The organism is Echinicola vietnamensis DSM 17526, from assembly GCF_000325705.1.
GTDB classification, from domain to species: domain Bacteria; phylum Bacteroidota; class Bacteroidia; order Cytophagales; family Cyclobacteriaceae; genus Echinicola; species Echinicola vietnamensis.
This window is the reverse complement of sequence record NC_019904.1, coordinates 5504716-5521708: the sequence shown is the minus strand read 5'-3', so window position 1 is coordinate 5521708 and position 16993 is coordinate 5504716. Positions and strand designations below refer to the sequence as shown.

The 16993-nt window shown below is 46.4% G+C and carries 17 protein-coding genes; 8 read left to right on the top strand and 9 right to left on the bottom strand.

Going from position 1 to position 16993, the window contains the following annotated elements:
* The first annotated feature begins 79 nt into the window (after nucleotides 1–79).
* The gene (locus ECHVI_RS22470) at nucleotides 80–514 is read left to right on the top strand and encodes a hypothetical protein (RefSeq protein WP_015268308.1); all 435 of its coding nucleotides are present in this window, start codon (nucleotides 80–82) and stop codon (nucleotides 512–514) included.
* Between the two features lie 25 nt (nucleotides 515–539).
* Here the strand turns inward: ECHVI_RS22470 and ECHVI_RS22465 are convergent, their stop codons facing one another.
* From ECHVI_RS22465 to fabG, 3 genes are all read right to left on the bottom strand, one after another.
* Nucleotides 540–719 (bottom strand): type II toxin-antitoxin system antitoxin, encoded by a 180-nt coding sequence (locus ECHVI_RS22465; protein WP_015268307.1) that lies wholly within the window; start codon nucleotides 717–719, stop codon nucleotides 540–542.
* Between the two features lie 12 nt (nucleotides 720–731).
* Nucleotides 732–1580, bottom strand: a complete 849-nt coding sequence (locus tag ECHVI_RS22460) for an SPFH domain-containing protein (RefSeq protein ID WP_015268306.1) — start codon at nucleotides 1578–1580, stop codon at nucleotides 732–734.
* A gap of 296 nt (nucleotides 1581–1876) precedes the next feature.
* Nucleotides 1877–2623: a 3-oxoacyl-[acyl-carrier-protein] reductase gene (fabG, locus tag ECHVI_RS22455; protein ID WP_015268304.1), complete on the bottom strand. Its 747-nt coding sequence runs from the start codon at nucleotides 2621–2623 to the stop codon at nucleotides 1877–1879.
* A 455-nt stretch (nucleotides 2624–3078) separates the two neighbouring features.
* Between fabG and lpdA the strand changes: the two genes are divergently transcribed.
* The 7 genes from lpdA (at nucleotide 3079) to ECHVI_RS22420 (ending at nucleotide 9761) form a co-directional block, all read left to right on the top strand.
* Nucleotides 3079–4476 (top strand): dihydrolipoyl dehydrogenase, encoded by a 1398-nt coding sequence (gene lpdA / locus ECHVI_RS22450; RefSeq protein ID WP_015268303.1) that lies wholly within the window; start codon nucleotides 3079–3081, stop codon nucleotides 4474–4476.
* A 97-nt stretch (nucleotides 4477–4573) separates the two neighbouring features.
* Nucleotides 4574–5107, top strand: coding sequence for an RNA polymerase sigma factor (locus ECHVI_RS22445; protein WP_015268302.1), 534 nt, complete (start codon nucleotides 4574–4576; stop codon nucleotides 5105–5107).
* Complete coding sequence (locus ECHVI_RS22440; protein ID WP_015268301.1) at nucleotides 5107–5940, top strand: anti-sigma factor; 834 nt, start codon at nucleotides 5107–5109, stop codon at nucleotides 5938–5940. Before ECHVI_RS22445 ends, ECHVI_RS22440 begins: the two co-directional genes overlap by 1 nt.
* Before the next feature lie 119 nt (nucleotides 5941–6059).
* Nucleotides 6060–6524 carry a DUF2721 domain-containing protein gene (locus ECHVI_RS22435; RefSeq protein ID WP_015268300.1) on the top strand — a complete coding sequence of 155 codons (465 nt, stop codon included), beginning with the start codon at nucleotides 6060–6062 and terminating at the stop codon, nucleotides 6522–6524.
* Between the two features lie 3 nt (nucleotides 6525–6527).
* Nucleotides 6528–7430, top strand: a complete 903-nt coding sequence (locus ECHVI_RS22430) for a glycerophosphodiester phosphodiesterase family protein (RefSeq protein WP_015268299.1) — start codon at nucleotides 6528–6530, stop codon at nucleotides 7428–7430.
* The gene (locus ECHVI_RS22425) at nucleotides 7427–8434 is read left to right on the top strand and encodes a threonine aldolase family protein (RefSeq protein WP_015268298.1); all 1008 of its coding nucleotides are present in this window, start codon (nucleotides 7427–7429) and stop codon (nucleotides 8432–8434) included. The genes ECHVI_RS22430 and ECHVI_RS22425 overlap by 4 nt, the downstream gene beginning before the upstream one ends.
* 64 nt (nucleotides 8435–8498) lie before the next feature.
* A complete protein-coding gene (locus ECHVI_RS22420; protein ID WP_015268297.1) occupies nucleotides 8499–9761 on the top strand; it encodes a replication-associated recombination protein A in 1263 nt (420 codons plus the stop codon).
* A 98-nt stretch (nucleotides 9762–9859) separates the two neighbouring features.
* Here the strand turns inward: ECHVI_RS22420 and ECHVI_RS23565 are convergent, their stop codons facing one another.
* The 6 genes from ECHVI_RS23565 to ECHVI_RS22390 all read right to left on the bottom strand — a co-directional run bounded on the left by ECHVI_RS23565 (nucleotide 9860) and on the right by ECHVI_RS22390 (nucleotide 16555).
* Nucleotides 9860–12355, bottom strand: coding sequence for an OmpA family protein (locus ECHVI_RS23565; RefSeq protein ID WP_015268296.1), 2496 nt, complete (start codon nucleotides 12353–12355; stop codon nucleotides 9860–9862).
* 12 nt (nucleotides 12356–12367) lie between these two features.
* Nucleotides 12368–13537, bottom strand: coding sequence for a hypothetical protein (locus ECHVI_RS22410; RefSeq protein WP_015268295.1), 1170 nt, complete (start codon nucleotides 13535–13537; stop codon nucleotides 12368–12370).
* A 341-nt stretch (nucleotides 13538–13878) separates the two neighbouring features.
* Entirely contained in the window at nucleotides 13879–14172 is a 294-nt protein-coding gene (locus ECHVI_RS22405) for a thiamine-binding protein (RefSeq protein WP_015268294.1), read from the bottom strand.
* Nucleotides 14173–14341: 169 nt separating this feature from the next.
* Nucleotides 14342–14902 carry an aminoacyl-tRNA hydrolase gene (pth, locus tag ECHVI_RS22400; protein WP_015268293.1) on the bottom strand — a complete coding sequence of 187 codons (561 nt, stop codon included), beginning with the start codon at nucleotides 14900–14902 and terminating at the stop codon, nucleotides 14342–14344.
* 96 nt (nucleotides 14903–14998) lie between these two features.
* Nucleotides 14999–15589: a 50S ribosomal protein L25/general stress protein Ctc gene (locus ECHVI_RS22395; protein WP_015268292.1), complete on the bottom strand. Its 591-nt coding sequence runs from the start codon at nucleotides 15587–15589 to the stop codon at nucleotides 14999–15001.
* A 36-nt stretch (nucleotides 15590–15625) separates the two neighbouring features.
* Nucleotides 15626–16555: a ribose-phosphate pyrophosphokinase gene (locus tag ECHVI_RS22390; protein WP_015268291.1), complete on the bottom strand. Its 930-nt coding sequence runs from the start codon at nucleotides 16553–16555 to the stop codon at nucleotides 15626–15628.
* Nucleotides 16556–16993: the final 438 nt, after the last annotated feature.

The window sequence follows — 16993 nt, the reverse complement described above, 5'->3', positions numbered from 1 at the left end:
CATAAAAATAGAGTGTAAATTTAGTAAAAGGAAATGTTTTAATGTATATTGTTGTATTGTTTACAAAAAAAATATAACTATGAAAAGAATTGTTTTGTTGTTAATGCTTTGTGTTTTCTTTTATGAGAGTTCGTTTTCTCAGCAGAAAGGTGGTATTTTTGGTCTTGAAGTTACAGAAGGTTTACCTGGCGATTATGAGTCAATTAAGGTAGAGACGGTGTTTTATATTGCTTATCAGGCAGTTATTCCAGGAGATCCTTTATATAACACACTTCGTGTTAATTATATAAGTCTTAGTGAGCCAGAATTAGTTGATTTTGAAACAAACTCACCACATAGACTGTTGATTTGGGATGTGACAGGTAGTTACTTTACCTATGAGGTGACTGGAGATGATGAAGTGACCTATTATTATAGTATAAGATTAGAAGCGACTGATTTTTCTAGTGGATTGGTTATGTATAGGAAAACATTTCAACAAGAACGTGTAGTAGATGGGTTAGTACCACTATAAGAGAGGGGATAATAAAAGAGGCCGACTATTCGGCCTCTTTTTGGTTTTTGCCGGGTTTGGGAAGCCTGCCTGCTTTTTTTAAGGCATCATGGATCAGGTACTCCAATTGTCCATTGGTGCTTCTGAATTCATCGGCCGCCCATTTTTCTACCGCCTTCATCATTTTTTCATCGATCCTAAGGGCAAAAGCTTTTTTGTTTGGCATGGTAAGAGGAAATTATTGGTGCAAGGTTCCTACATTGAGGACTGGACTGGCGCTCTTGTCTGAGCAGAGCACCACCATGAGGTTGCTGACCATGGCGGCCTTTTTCTCCTCGTCAAATTCGATGATTTCCTTGATCTTTAAATCTTCCAAAGCCATTTCCACCATGCCTACAGCACCGTCCACGATCCGCCTTCTGGCCGCTACAATCGCCGTGGCCTGCTGTCGCTGAAGCATGGCACTGGCAATCTCCGAAGCATAGGCCAAGTGGCTGATACGGGCTTCGATGACCTTGATGCCCGCATGTTCCAGACGCTCGCTGATTTCCGTCTCCAGGGATTGGTTGACGTCTTCCACACCTGAGCGCAACGTTACTTCTGCATCCTCGTCTTCAAAGTTGTCGTAAGGATACAGTCCGGCCATTTTTCGGACAGCAGCGTCAGCCTGTAGGTGGACGAAATTTTCATAATCATCTACATCGAAAAAGGCTTTGTAAGAGTCCTCTACTTTCCAGACCACAATGGTGCCAATCATAACGGGATTACCGATTTTATCGTTGACCTTCATGGGCTTGTTTTCGAAGTTTCTGACACGCAGGGAGATTTTTTGTTTCTTCATAAATGGGTTTACCCAAAAGAAACCATTGGATTTTACAGAACCCTTATATGCCCCAAAGAGGAGTAATACTACGGCTTTGTTGGGTTCGACGATAAAGAATCCGGGAATGACAAAAATAAACACTATGCCGATAATGACCGCCAATATAGCATTCCCGGTACCTATGGAGGCGAAGGCACCAAAGAATAGCAAAAGTCCGATCAATACCATGACGTATCCGGAAATGGGTTTAGTTGTTTTTTCCATTTTAGTATGATTTTAAAGTGATATCATTTTGATATACGTTGCTGAGTGTTTAAAGGTTGCAATGTTTAAAAGTTGGTAATGTTGGGGGCTGCTGACTTGCTGGGAGAAGCATTGCTAAGTCTTCGATTATTGGGATTGGATTTATGGGGTGTCGGGGGCAGTATTGAGTCACAGACTCAACGTTTGGTTGGTGCATGGGTCAGAGACCCTGCACAACCTCCGCTAAAAAAAAAGGTCTCTTCGATCCGTCCAAAACGGATCGAAGAGACCTATAATTTTCCAATTTTTCAATCACCTTATGTCAGCATGGCACCATCCACTTGAATGACCTGTCCTGAGACATAGGAGCTCATATCCGAGCCGAGGAACACACAGGCATTGGCCACTTCTTCTGGTTGGCCGCCCCGCTTCATAGGGATAGCGTCTCTCCAGCCTTGGACAGTTTTCTCGTCCAATACTTCGGTCATTTCCGTTTCGATAAAACCTGGAGCCACGGCATTGCTGCGAATGCCTCTGGAACCCAGCTCAAGGGCCACGGATTTGGTAAAGCCGATGATACCTGCCTTGGAAGCGGCATAGTTGGCCTGTCCGGCGTTTCCTTTGATGCCGACCACCGAAGTGATGTTGATGATGGATCCTGCTTTTTGCTTCATCAAGGTTCTGGTGGCAGCTTTTACGGTGTTAAAGCAGGATTTGAGGTTGATGTTCATGACATCGTCCCACGCTTCTTCGTTCATGCGCATCAGCAGGTTGTCACGGGTGACCCCGGCGTTGTTGATCAATACATCCAAAGCGCCAAACTCCTTGACCACTTCATTGACCAACTCTTCAGCAGCCTTAAAGTCGGAAGCATCCGATCGAAATCCTTTGGCCTTGACGCCAAATTCAGCCAGCTCCTTTTCCAAGGCTTGTCCTTTCTCTACACTGGACAAAAAAGTAAATGCTACATTGGCACCTTCCTGAGCATATTTGAGGGCTATTGCCCTGCCGATGCCTTTGGATGCCCCGGTTATGAGGGCGGTTTTTCCTGTTAATAATCCCATATTAAATTGTAAAGTTAGTTCGGTTAGAAGGATCAAAAATAGGGATAATTTCCCAAAAACAAATTCAGCGATCCATGACAGAGGCGGTTTAAAGGAAGGAAAGTGATTTTAGCCGTTGGTGAGGGTGAAGGGATGGAAGCCGAAAGCCAATTGGCCAAAGCCCCATGTCGGGTCATGTTGTAAATGGCGTTTCCCCAGAAAGGTGTCAAAGTAGAGATGACCTGACACCATTATCCAGGATCGGTCCATGTATCCGTCTGCGTTACATAGGCTGTCCCTTTTCCATGACGGTTTCCTTCGGCATTTAGCTTTCGACAGGAAGTAGGAGACACTGTCCCGTACCGTACCGTATTTGAGCGGTAGCAGGCCAGGATAATGGAACCCTAAATTTTTTTCTGTGGCTAAATAGTTTAAATTTGCGAAGGTTAAAATAGCTATTTTAAAAACATACACATATGTCTTCAACAAAATTTGATGTTATTGTAGTAGGTAGTGGACCGGGAGGATATGTAGCGGCTATCCGCGCATCCCAACTGGGTCTGAAAACTGCTGTTGTAGAAGCCGCTGAACTGGGCGGTATTTGTTTGAACTGGGGATGTATCCCTACCAAAGCCTTGTTGAAAAGTGCGCAGGTTTTTGAATATATCAACCATGCGAAAGATTACGGGATTACCGTAAAGGATCCAAAGGCCGATTTTGGCGGAATGGTAAAGCGAAGCAGGGGAGTGGCCGATGGCATGAGCAAAGGTATCCAGTTTCTTTTAAAGAAAAACAAGATAGAACAACTCCTTGGCTGGGGCAAAGTGAAGCCGGGCAAGAAAGTAGAGGTTGAAGATAAGGACGGTAAGAAAACCACTTACAGTGCCGACAATATTATCATTGCCACAGGTGCCAGGTCTCGCGAGCTTCCGGCCATCAAGATCGATGACAAGAAGATCATTGGATACCGCAAGGCGATGACGTTGGAGAAGCAGCCGAAGAAAATGGTTGTAGTAGGGTCTGGAGCCATTGGAGTGGAATTTGCCTATTTCTATGCAGCGATTGGTACCGAGGTGACCGTTGTGGAGTTTATGGATCGTATCGTGCCGAATGAGGATGCGGAAGTTTCCAAAGCTTTGGAGCGAATGTACAAAAAGGCAGGCATGAACATCATGACCAGCACCGAGGTGACCTCAGTGGATACAAAAGGGTCTGGCTGTAAGGTAACGGTGAAGACCAAAAAAGGAGAAGAGACGATTGACTGCGATGTGGTCCTTTCTGCAGCGGGCGTGGTAGCCAACGTGGAAAATTGTGGGCTGGAAGATGTAGGAATCGTAGTGGACAAAGGCCGTATCAAAGTAGATGAGTTCTACAAAACCAATATGCCTGGCTATTATGCCATCGGTGATGTGATCCCTGGCCCGGCTTTGGCTCACGTAGCCTCTGCGGAAGGCATTATTTGTGTGGAGAAGATTGCAGGACATGATCCAGAGCCGTTGGATTATAACAATATTCCAGGGTGTACCTATTGCGTGCCGGAGATCGCTTCAGTAGGCTATACTGAGGAGAAAGCCAAAGAGGCAGGTTATGAATTGAAGGTGGGCAAATTCCCATTCTCAGCCTCTGGTAAAGCAAAAGCAGCAGGCGCTTCTGATGGTTTTGTCAAATTAATTTTTGACGCCAAATATGGAGAGCTTTTGGGTGCCCATATGATCGGTGCAAATGTGACCGAGATGATTGCAGAGATCGTGGCGGTCAGGAAGTTAGAGACCACCGGTCATGAGTTGATCAAGACGGTGCATCCTCACCCAACCATGTCAGAAGCCGTGATGGAAGCAGCAGCAGCCGCATATGATGAGGTGATACATTTGTAAAATTGGTAAACTTATCCTAATATTAGGCACGAGATGGCTAGCCGTCTCGTGTTTCTTTTTTTAAGAGACAAAAAACATTTAATAACCTCGGCGACTTTTGCAAGAAGACCAACTCATAACAGGATTACGAGCTAAGGATAAGCGAACTGTGGACTATTTGTACGAAAAATATTCCAGGGCTTTATTTGTTGTTATATCCCGTGTAATCAAAGACCACGACATTGCAGAGGAAGTCTTTCATGATGCTTTTGTGAAAATCATCAGGCGCATTGATAGCTATGATGAATCCAAAGGGAGACTCTACACCTGGATGGCCAACGTCTGCAGGAATGCAGCCATCGACAAGACCCGTTCCAAAGAATTTTCCAAAGACAGTAAGACCAATACGATCGATAACTACGTATATGGTTTGGAAGGAACGTCGGGAACTACAGAAGCTGTAGATGGAATCGGCGTAAAGGAACTCATTACCAATTTAAATGAGGAGCAACGATTCGTGGTTGAATGTATTTATTTTAAAGGCTACACCCATTCCGAGATTTCTGAAGAATTTGAGATTCCACTGGGGACGGTGAAATCCAGGATTCGTGCGGCCTTAGGAGTATTAAAAAAGAATATTAATAGAATTTAGTGGATATTCAGTCTTACATAGCGTCAGGTAAGTTGGAGCTCTTTGTGCTGGGAGAACTCAGTGACAGGGAGCGTGAGGAGGTTATTGAGCTTTCCAAAAAGCATCCCGAAATCAAACGAGAGCTTGAGGAAATCGAGGATGCCATGTTTGCTTTTGATGACAAGACAGGCGTCAAGCCATCCGAAGCAGTAAAGGACAAGATCTTTGAAAGCCTGTCAATGGACTTGGTGGAAGAAAAGGAAACGGAGCCTGAGCCAGAATCCGTGAAGACTCGCCCGGCGGCCAAGCAAGTAATGCTGCAGCCTTGGAAGCAGTTTGCAGTGGCTTCTTCAATTGTGGCCTTTCTGGCCATTCTGGCAGCAGTGTATTTTGCCGTCATGTACTATGACGTGGAAGAGCGGTTTACTGCGCTTTTGCAGGAACGTAATATCCTTTCGGAAGAACTAGACATTAATCAAGCACGCTATAACAGCCTTGACGAGCAGTTTGAAACCTTGCTTTCCGGAGATTATGAGCGCGTTCCGATGCTGGGAGAATCCTTTGAGCTGCAAAAAGATGCCAGAGTGGATGTTTTCTGGGACAAATCTACCGAAAATGTATTCGTCTCTGTAAATCAGCTGGCGGCATTGGAGGCTGATCAGGATTATCAGCTGTGGGCAATCGGTGACGATGGTCCCGTGGGCATAGGGATTGTGAAGCCGGGTGAAAAGCTGACCTTGCAGCAAATGGAAGCAGCAGCAAGTGCCGGAGCCTTTGCCATCACCATCGAGCCAAAAGGCGGAAGTGAGGCACCAACTCTCGAAAACCTTGTGGTGATCGGTGAAGTGGTATAAAGCAAAGCACCCTTGATAAAAAATTAAATATGGGACAAACCCCGTCAATTTTTTTGGCGGGGTTTTTATTATCCTGTAAAATTCCTGAATTTAGGTAGTCCAATAGAATCCACGCGCTTATGGAACTTGAACTTTCGACACCGGCTTTGTTGTTTTCGGCCATCACACTACTGATGTTGGCCTATACCAATCGTTTTTTGGCCATGGCCAGCTTGATTCGGGGGCTGAATGAGCGGTACCGTGAAAGACCCGATGACATGCAATTGCTCGGGCAGCTTAAAAATCTCCGCATCCGCATGATCATGATCAAGTACATGCAGATTTTTGGGGTGATCAGCTTTTTGATTTGCGTGGTCTGTATGTTTTTGATCTACAAAAAATTCGACACTGCGGCCAATATTACCTTTATGATGAGCATGGTGGCGCTATTGGTTTCATTGGGGATTTCACTTTGGGAAATAAATTTGTCCACCAAGGCTTTGAGTATTGAGCTAAGTGGGATGGAAGAAGTGTTGAAAAAATCAAAAAGTGGGGCGCTCGGCCTGAAATTTAAAGACTCCGATACATCAACCTCTAAATCATAATCCATGCACCAGCAATCTTTGGCAGGGCTTTGCCTGCTGCTCATTATCTTGTTTTTGGGCTGTGGCGGTTCGACGGACCAAGCGGTTACCACCGATGGAAATTACCTTAGTTTTGAGAATGTAGCGGCCACCAAGGCTTTTTTTAATTGGAATGCCGATTGGGAGCCGATGGTCAGTGCCCACCGAGGAGGGAGTTACCCCGGTTACCCTGAAAATGCCATCCAAACATTTGATTATGTACTCCAGCATACACCCGCCTTGATCGAGTGTGATATTTCGATGACCATGGATTCTGTATTGGTCATGATGCATGACAATACAGTGGACAGGACTACTTCTGGTTCGGGTGCGGTAAGTGCGCTTCGTTATGAGGAAATCAAGGCATTTGATTTAGAAGATGCTGAAGGAAAGGTTACGGCATTTAACGTGCCCACGCTCCGGGAAGTATTGGAATGGGCAAAAGGGAAAGCAGTGCTCACCTTGGATATCAAGTCCAATGTGCCCTATGAACTGGTGCTCGAAGAAATCAACGCGACCGGAGCAGAAGCCCATGTTGTCTTGATTACCTACAGTTTGGGAGCGGCAAAAAAGCTGCACCGCATGGCTCCAGAGCTGATGTTGTCGGTAACCTTGAGAAATGACCAAGAGTGGGACAGGTTTTTGGCCACTGGTATTCCCGTCGAAAACATCATAGCCTTTACCGGCGTGACCGCACGCAGTGCTGCATTCAATGAAAAACTCCACCAACATGGCGTGTGCACCATTTTAGGTACTTTGGGCAACTTGGATAAGCGGGCGGTTGCCAGAGGAGACCAGCTGTATCAGGAATTCGTAAACAACGGGGCAGATATCCTGGCCACAGATCGGCCAATCGAAGCTGCCAACATAATTTCAAAGAAACCATGACCATAGACCTTAGAAGTGATACGGTAACCAAGCCTACCGAGGGAATGTTGGCGGCCATGTGGTCGGCAGAAGTAGGGGATGACGTCCTTGGAGAGGATCCTACCGTTAGGGCCTTGGAAATTCGCCTGGCGGCCATGTTTGGAATGGAGGCCGGGATGTTTTGTCCGTCGGGCACCATGTCCAATCAAATTGCCATAAAGCTGCATGCTGGCCAACACAAAGAAGTGATCTGCCACAAAGATTCCCATATTTACCTTTACGAGGGAGGTGGTATCATGGCCAATGCCATGACTTCAGTGCGCCTTCTGGAAGGGCATTATGGAAAGGTATCCCCGGAAGCCGTGGAAGCGGCAATCCAGCCGGACGATGTACATGCGCCCATGACCACCTTGGTTTCCCTGGAAAACACCATGAACAAAGGAGGTGGAAGTGTCTATCGTTTGGAGGAAGTGACCGCGATCCAGGAGGTTTGCCAAGCACATCAGTTGAAACTCCATTTGGATGGGGCACGAATTTTTAATGCATTGGTGGCCAGTGGTGAAAAAGCGGCGGATTGGGGAAATGTTTTTGATACAATTTCTGTTTGCCTGAGCAAGGGACTGGGCTGTCCCATGGGATCTGTACTGATCGGCGACAAAGCCACCATTCATCAGGCCAGAAGGATCCGAAAGGCCATGGGAGGCGGTATGAGGCAGGTCGGTTTTGTGGCTGCTGCCGGGATCTACGCCATGGAGCATCATATTGGCCGGTTGGGAGAAGATCATCGGCGGGCGCGGCAAGTGGCCGATATCCTCAGGGAACATCCGCACGTGGAAGAAGTCTTTCCGGTAGAAACCAATATTGTCATCGTCAGGTTAAGGGATATCAGCCCAAAAGAGATGTTGTCAAAACTGAATGATAAAGGAATCAAGGCGGTGCAGTTTGGGCAGGACATGGTCCGGTTTGTTACCCATTTGGATATTACCGATGACCATTTGCAGGCCATGGAAAAGCGATTGAAGTAATTTGCGTGCCAGTGGCGAAGAGCAGGCCGCATGACGATAAACCGAAGAAATTAGAAACCATTACATGAGTCAAGAGCCATTAGCAGAGCGCATGAGGCCGGCAAAGTTGGAAGAACTGATCGGTCAGGAACATTTGAGCAAGGAAGGGACATTTCTCCACCGGGCGATCCGGTCAGGAACAGTGCCTTCCCTGATCCTTTGGGGGCCTCCCGGTGTGGGAAAAACTACCATTGCCAATATCATTGCCAATGAAGTGAAGGCTCCTTTTTATACGCTTAGTGCCATCAGCTCGGGGGTGAAGGATATTCGTCAGGTGATCGAGAAGGCGCGTTTTCAACAAGGGGTGGTCTTGTTTATCGATGAGATCCACCGCTTCAATAAGAGCCAGCAAGACGCCCTGTTGGGGGCGGTCGAAAAGGGCCATATTCGTTTGATAGGTGCGACGACCGAAAATCCTTCTTTTGAGGTCAATGCAGCATTGCTTTCCCGTTGCCAGGTGTTTACGCTGAATCATTTGGAAAAGGAGAGTTTGGAGGCCATGGTCCATCAGGCAATGGAAAAGGATCCGCTCATCAAAAGCAAACCCATTGAATTAAAGGAAACCGAGGCCTTGCTGCGCCTATCGGGTGGGGATGGCCGGAAGCTGTTAAACCTATTTGAAATTGTGGTGAATGCCATTCCTGACGATCCGATTGTCATCACCAACGATAAAGTGACCGAGATTGCCCAGCAAAAGGTGGCCATGTACGATAAATCTGGCGAACAGCATTATGACATCATTTCTGCTTTCATCAAGTCCATCAGGGGCTCTGATCCCAATGCGGCAGTTTACTGGCTGGCACGGATGATCGAAGGGGGAGAAGATGTGAAATTTATTGCCAGGAGATTGGTGATTTTGGCATCTGAAGACATTGGAAATGCCAATCCCAACGCCCTTCTGCTGGCCACGCAGTGTTTTGATGCGGTAAAGATTATTGGTTATCCAGAAGCCAGGATTATCCTTTCCCAATGTGTGACCTATTTGGCCAGTTCGGCAAAGAGCAATGCCAGTTATGTGGCCATCAATGAAGCCCAGGCCATTGTCCGTCAAGAGGGCGACTTGCCTGTGCCCATTCATTTACGCAATGCCCCTACCAAATTGATGAAGGATTTGAATTATGGGAAGGGGTACAAATATGCCCACGATTACCCCGGGAGTTTTGTAGAGGAGGAGTTTATGCCGGATAAGCTGAAAGGCAAAAAGCTGTACGAACCGGGGGCCAATGCACGGGAGAATGACCTCAGGAAAAACCTGCAGCGCCTCTGGGGTAAAAAATATGGGTATTAAAACAGGTTCCCGTAACGGGGCCGGACGTTATCATTAATGGTAATAAAAAAAACGGGGCTTCCATGAAAAATGGAAAGCCCCGTCCCACCACTAACTGCCTATTCAAAAATAAGCGACACTTCTACTCTTCTGTCTGATTGATTGGGTTCCTTCTTCGAAGGATTGCGTAGGATTTGTCCTCCGGAAAGGGTTTTTATTCTACGGGGATCAACCTTGTATTGCTGGATCAAAACATCTTTAACGGCTTGTGTACGCTCTTGAACCAGTTTAAGGTTATAGTCGATGTTGCCGGTGTTGTCGGCAAATCCTTCTAATTGGATGCTGCTTTCCGGATTTTCCTTCAGAAAGGCAATCAGGTCTTCAAGTTTCTTTTTTTCAGGGTCACTGACAGTCTTTTGGTTCAAGTCAAAGTATATTTCCTTCCGTGAGGCCAGTAGCTTGGTGGTGTCTTTGCCCTTTAGGTAAACCGTGTCCACCCGACTGCTGGCTTCCTGTGGAGGTGCCGTCATGATGGGAGTATTGACCGTCTCGGTAGGGCCAGTTACAGGTGGCTCCGTTGACGTTTGGTCGTTGGCAGCGATGAATATGCCGGCAGTGGTCATCCCCAAGGCAGCAGCTGGCAGGTAATATTTTTGGTAATCTTCCTCAGACACTTGCTCGTACCAAGGAATGGTGGAATCCAATGTCTTCTCAGGACTGTTTGAGCTGTCTTCGCTGTTTTTTTTTGCCCTTTTTTCTTTCTTTTTGTCCCTGTTTTTATTTCCACCAAAAATGATGGGGATTGGAATCCAACTTCTTTTTTGCTTTTCTTCTTGGTAGCTCGCCTCAGGAACGGTGGCTTGCACCGTGGTCGTGGAAGGAGTTCCTTCACTTGGCTGGAGATAGACGTATTGCACTTCAGGCTCGACGGTTGGGGCGATGGATGCTGGTTCCGGGGATTCGGCTGCTTCGGCTTGGTCGTCTGCCTCTGCCAGCTGCATGGTCGCCATAGGGAGAACAGGAGCAGCTGCGGTGGTGGCTGAATCGGTCGCCAAAGCACGGCTTGTCCGTACACTGTCGTCTGGAACAGTCTGTGGTACCATCATTCCCATCTGGATGGTCCCGGTTTCCCCATTATTCGGGTAGTTTGGATCATATTGGGCCAATGATCCCATGTAGCGTTGGTGGGCTAGGGAATCACTTTCCCAACCCATCCCCACACTTTCTTTATCGGCTTCCAATTGACGAATTTTCTCCTGAAGGGCTGTTGCTTCCCGGTCAAGAAGGTCTTTCTTTTCCTGTTCCAATTGCTGAAAGTACTCCAGCTCTTTAAGGGCCTTCAGCTTGTCCATTTCTGTCAAGGTACTGTCCGATTGGATCTGGGCTGCATCCAGTTTAAGTTCACGAAGCTTTTTATCCACGAGAAAACCTTCATAGTGTACACTGTCGAGTTCCATTTGCAGTTCCATTATTTCCAGGTCAACCGATAAAGTGGCCTTATGACGTTTTAGTTGATCCAAATGGGGAGGCCGTCCCCAATTGAGGGAATAATAATTATTGGTAACCGTAGGTCCTGGCGATAGGGGTTGGGCCTTGGTGTTGTCCTTTTGGCTCAGCGAATCCGTGTTGGGGGCTGGTTGCTCCTGAACGGCGCTGCTAACGGCCATTGGCGGCGGTGCAGTGTTGTATGACGAAGTGATCTGCGGAGCCCTAAAGTGGCTCGTGGCTGATCCGAAGCTGAGCTTGATGCCCGCGCCATGGTAAATGAACCAGTCCTTTCCACCGTTTTTATGGCCGCGGTAAGGGTTTTCGGCATTGACTTCATTGGTTCCGGGTTTGGCAGCATAGGCCTCAAAGTCGTTGGCATACTCCTGCTTGTATTTTCCACTGACATCGTCCAAGTAATCGGTAAAGGCATGGTTAAAGGTGCTCTGCGCAAAAAGCTCCAGGGTGTTGCTTAACCTTATCCTGAAACCAATGCCCAAGGCGGCATAGAGCCCATGCGTATCGTAGTCGCCATTAGATTCGGTGGCGATGGTTGATAAATCGGTTTCGTATGTGCCGTCTGTCATTACTGTAGGAGAGCTGTAGTCGTAAGGGGCATCATTGGCATCGAGGAGGTCCCCCTTAACGTCATACCACATCCATCCGCCACCCAAGGTAAGGTAAGGGGCGATGAAAGACTTTTCCGGTAGCAACTTGCCGTTATCGGCTTTAAGCACAAGTGCAATCCCCACATCCTCCATCGAAGTCCGGAAATTCAATGCGCGTTCAAAATGGGGCGCGGTTTCGTCCAAGGTGCCGCTTGGTGACGTATAGCGGTCACTCATGCCGAAATGATACTGGCCGTAATGAACCCTAAGGCCAGTGGTGGCGGTAAGCCTGCGCTCCAGAGAGACTTGACCGGAAAGGCTTTTCGAATAGTGTTCATTATAGTTGAAAAGTTTCAGGGCATTAGAGAAATCCCCGATCCCTTCCACGGGGTAGGGACTTAGGTCACCGTAGTAGTTGGTAAAGCCACCACTGACCCCGATTCGCCAGTTATAGTTAACCTGTTGGGCAGTCGAAAGACGACCGGCCAAAAGGATAAGCATTGCTATTATAATTCGTTTCATAGTGGCGTTCGGTTATTTGTTGTTCAGTCCCAGCCAGATGTTGAATTCTAGGCTGAAGCCCGCATAGGGCTGTAGGTTGAAATCGTCGTTGGATACACCAGGCGTTTCGGTGGTGGCCGCGACCAGGCCGGCATTGAAGCGGAATACTCGGAATACTTTATAGCCCAAGCCGGCATAAATGGGGAGGTTTACAAATGGACCGGAAATTTTGGTGCCGTTTTCCGATTCGAAATTTTGTAGAAAGACTCCTGCTGAAAACGATGCATTGCCAAGGAATTTGGTAAAGGTCTTATTGCCTAGCGGTACCGACACCCCTGCATACATGCCGTTAAAATATTCGGTCTCCGAAAACGACCGCTTCATGGCAAAGCCACCGTAACCGAAGTTAAGCGGGATAGTGGATGGTTTGTCCTCTGTAGGATAGGCCTCAATGGCCCTGATGTCCACCAACGCAAACATGTTGTCAGCGAGATACTGGTCCGCTTCGTTCTGCACAAGGGCGATCAATTCGTCAATGTATTGATAGGCATAAACCGCTCGATCATTGTCCAAGCTATCTTTTTTCTTGCCCAAGATGTTGAATTTGGCCTTTTTGAGGCGTATTTCTTCCCGCTGTTCCAGTTTTTGCTTGACGATGTCACTAAAGCCATTAAAGCCCTGATGGATGAAATGGCTGTAATTCCTGATTCCGTCGGAAACGATTTTGTCCAGTTGTGCCAAGATGACCTTGTCGCTGTTGTAGGCATGGATCTTTCCTTTTGTGATTTCAAGGTTGGCCTTGAGGTATGCGGACAAATTTTGATTGATGGAGGTTTTTAATTGCTCCATTTGCTTGTCATCTGCACGTTGATAAAAGTACAGCTCAATGGTGTACCGGTCGTTGCTCCTTAAGGGATCGGCAACCAAGATTTCATATTGGTTGACTTCAAAATTGAAAGGCTGTTTCCACGTATAGGTTTCAGCTTTGTCGAGGCCTTTATTGGCCCGATATACTTTGCCTTCGATGTATGAGATTCCTTGGGGAATGATGCCTTTGATATAGAATAGTTCTTCCGAAGGAAGTGGATTCCCTTCATTGATTTGATTCCGCACAACGTCATATTGTACGGAACTGATTTGGGCCTGTGCCATTTGAAATGAACATAGGATTCCCAGTAGCATTAGAGCAGTAAAATTCTTCATAATCTCGAAGTGATTAGTGTGTTTTTTTTGATAGTGATAAGCTCGAAAGAGAATGTAATTCCCATTGTCCCTAGTGATACATTAATCCAAAAAAATGGATGTGCTAATGAATTATAGGGATTGTACGAACACAACTGATGGCCAAGAGCAGTGATGTATCGTTAACTATAAATTGTCGGCTCAAATATATCAAGTATAATGCCATGGCCATCTTTGTGACCTACGCATATGTACGCAAAAGTGGATTACTGGTAAAAAATATTTTGCAAATAGTTTAAAAAGCCAAAAATAATAAAAATATATTCTGTTGGGTGAGAAGTGTATGTTGTTAGGAGGTTGGCCTAATGCCGGTGCTTGTCGGTTTTTTCTCCCATGGTGACATCGGTTGATTTTCGGATTTGCAGTCGGTAATATACGAGTACTTCTTCGGCACCTGCGTCCAAAACGGCCTGTTGCGCTTTACGGGCAATTTCCATCAGTTGTTCTTCAGGTCCTTCCATGACCGTTTCGAAGGGCGTGACTTCATATTTTACGCCAGCGTTTTTGATGACCTCAATGGCTTTGTCCACGAGGCTATACGTGTCCAGTGTGGTGCTTTTCGGTACGATCTGAAGGCCTAAATTGATGCTTTTCATGGTTGAGGGAGGTTTAGGAGGTATAAAGTTACCGGATAAGAAAGAGTCCGGCAACTACTGTTTTGCCAAGCTCAGGAGTTCATTTGCCACAGAATGCAGGTTGCGTTTTCCTGATGTCAACATAGTGTATGGCAGCTTGGTTTTTATCCGTGTTTGATTTGGCCGGCTGCTAATCGTTAAACTGGCTCATGGTCATGTTGATCCCAATGGTGCAAAATCCTTTGATAATATCGATGGCTTTGTCCATAAACAATGGGAGCTCATCCAGTTCTTGCTGACTCCATCGGCCCAGTACATAGTCTATTTGTTTTCCTTTTGGGAAATCATCACCGATGCCAAACCGTAATCGAGGATAGTTTTGGCCGCCGGTTAAGGCTTCGATGTTCTTGAGCCCGTTGTGGCCAGCTGAGGAACCCTTTGCCCGAAGCCGAAGTTTGCCAAATGGAAGGGCTAGATCGTCCACGATTACCAAAGTGTTTTCTTTGGGCACTTTCAGTTCTTTCATCCAATAGTTCATGGCTTTTCCACTAAGGTTCATGTAAGTAGTGGGTTTGATCAGGTGAAGGGTGCGGCCCTTGTATTTGACTTCCGAGGTGAAGGCAAGGCGGTTGCTTCTCCATTCGGCATTTTCCTGATCGGCAAGCCTGTCCAATGTCAAAAAACCGATATTATGCCGTGTCAGTTCATATTCAGGGCCAATGTTTCCAAGGCCGATGATCAGGTATTTCATGGTTTGTTTTCGTTTGACATTTATGTAAAATAAAAATCCTGCCAACAAGGAATTGCTGACAGGATTGGATACTTATGTTTCAGAAGGATGAACGGCTTATGCCTCTTCTTCCTCTTCATTGTTTTTCTTACCTCTAAGTGCTCTAGGAATACCGATGGTAGCAATGGAAACACTAGGGTTGGTCAAGATTTCAAAACCTTCAGCTCTTACATCATGAACTTTCACAGATTTGCCCAGTTCAAGGTTGCTGATGGATACAGGAATGCTGTCAGGAAGGTCTTGTGCCAATCCTTTTACTGTTAGCGTTCTGGTCTTCATTTCCAGTTTACCACCTTTAAGGATACCTGGTGCAGAACCTTGGATGTCTACAGGGATGTCCATTTTGATTGGCTTTTTGTCGCTGTAGGCCAAGAAGTCTGCGTGTAGCAATACATCACTTACCGGATGGAATTGTGCTTCACGAAGGATCGCTTTAACTTTTGTTCCTTCCACGTTAAGTTCCACCATGTGTACTTCAGGAGTGTAAAGAAGCTCTCTGAAAAGGATGGCAGGTGCATAAAAGTGGATCTGCTCTTTGATGCCTGGACCGTAAACCACGCAAGGTACATTCCCTTCTTCACGGATTTCCGAAATGGAAGGACTGTCGAGATTTGCTCTTTTAAACCCTATAATCTCTAACGATTTCATAGTTTTTTAAATTAAATATGTGATAAATAAGAAATGCTAAATAAACAACGCACTGATCGAATCATTTCCGGTCACAGCGTGGATCGCCTTGGCAAATAACTCTGCCACGGTAAGGACTTTAATTTTTGAAGATTCTTTTTTGATCGGAATGGTATCGGTGATGACCAGTTCGGACAATTTGGAATTTTCAATATTTTCGTAGGCTTTTCCGGACAATACCCCGTGCGTGGCAATTGCCCTGACGGAATTCGCTCCTTTGTCAAGAAGGATTTCCGCGGCCTTGCACATCGTGCCTGCGGTGTCCACCAAGTCATCGACCAACACCACATCTTTACCCTCTACGTCGCCGATTACCTGCATGGAAGCGACCTCATTGGCACGCTTACGGTGTTTGTCACAGACCACCATGTCTACTTCGAAATGCTTGGCGTAAGCCCTTGCCCTGCTTACTCCTCCCACATCTGGGGAAGCAAAGATCAGGTTGTCGCCCAAGTCCAGGCTTTTCAAATAGGGCACAAAAATAGCAGATCCATTCAAATGATCCAAAGGAATATCAAAAAAACCTTGTATCTGGCCTGCATGAAGGTCGCAGGTCATGATCCTGTCTGCACCTGCTGACATGATCATATTGGCGATCAGCTTGGCAGCAATGGATACTCGAGGGCGGTCTTTCCGGTCTTGGCGGGCATAGCCATAATATGGAACCACGGCACAAACCTTGTAGGCACTGGCCCGCTTGGCCGCATCAATCATAAGGCAAAGCTCCAGCAAATTGTCCGCATTGGGGTTGGTAGACTGGATCAAAAACACGTGACATCCCCTGACGGACTCGTCAAAGCTGGGTGACATTTCTCCATCACTGAACATGGATAGGGTCATCGCACCTAAATCTTGTCCATAATTTCCTGCAATGGAATCTGCCAGTTTTTTTGTGTTGGTTCCGGCAAAGAGTTTAACCTCGGGCATGTTGTGTAGATTTTGTTAAGGAAATGGTTTTGCTTTTCACAGGACAAAGATAAAAAAAAAGGTGGAACTCAGTAGCACTAGCGGCAGTAATAGATGATTGAGGTCGGGTTTTGGTGATATTCATGATCTGCCACCGGTATATGGGGCTGGATGGTCTGGCATTTGGATTACCTTAACGAAGGCAGAGGTGGATCGGTCAATAGTTTTCTTTATTTTTATGCCTGAAGGGATATAGAAACCAAGCCAGCAGAGCGATCCTTTGAAAACGGTTACTTATATGTTATCTTGATTGCGTTAATATTAACAAAAAGGTAATATTGATTTAGTGTAGGCTAAACACCGAACCGTTAATTTTGCAGCCGATTTCCGTGAAGGGTCTTCACGGAAAGCTTAACATTAATTTGATCTGGAAATGCAAGGAGCCGGATCGATTTAAAT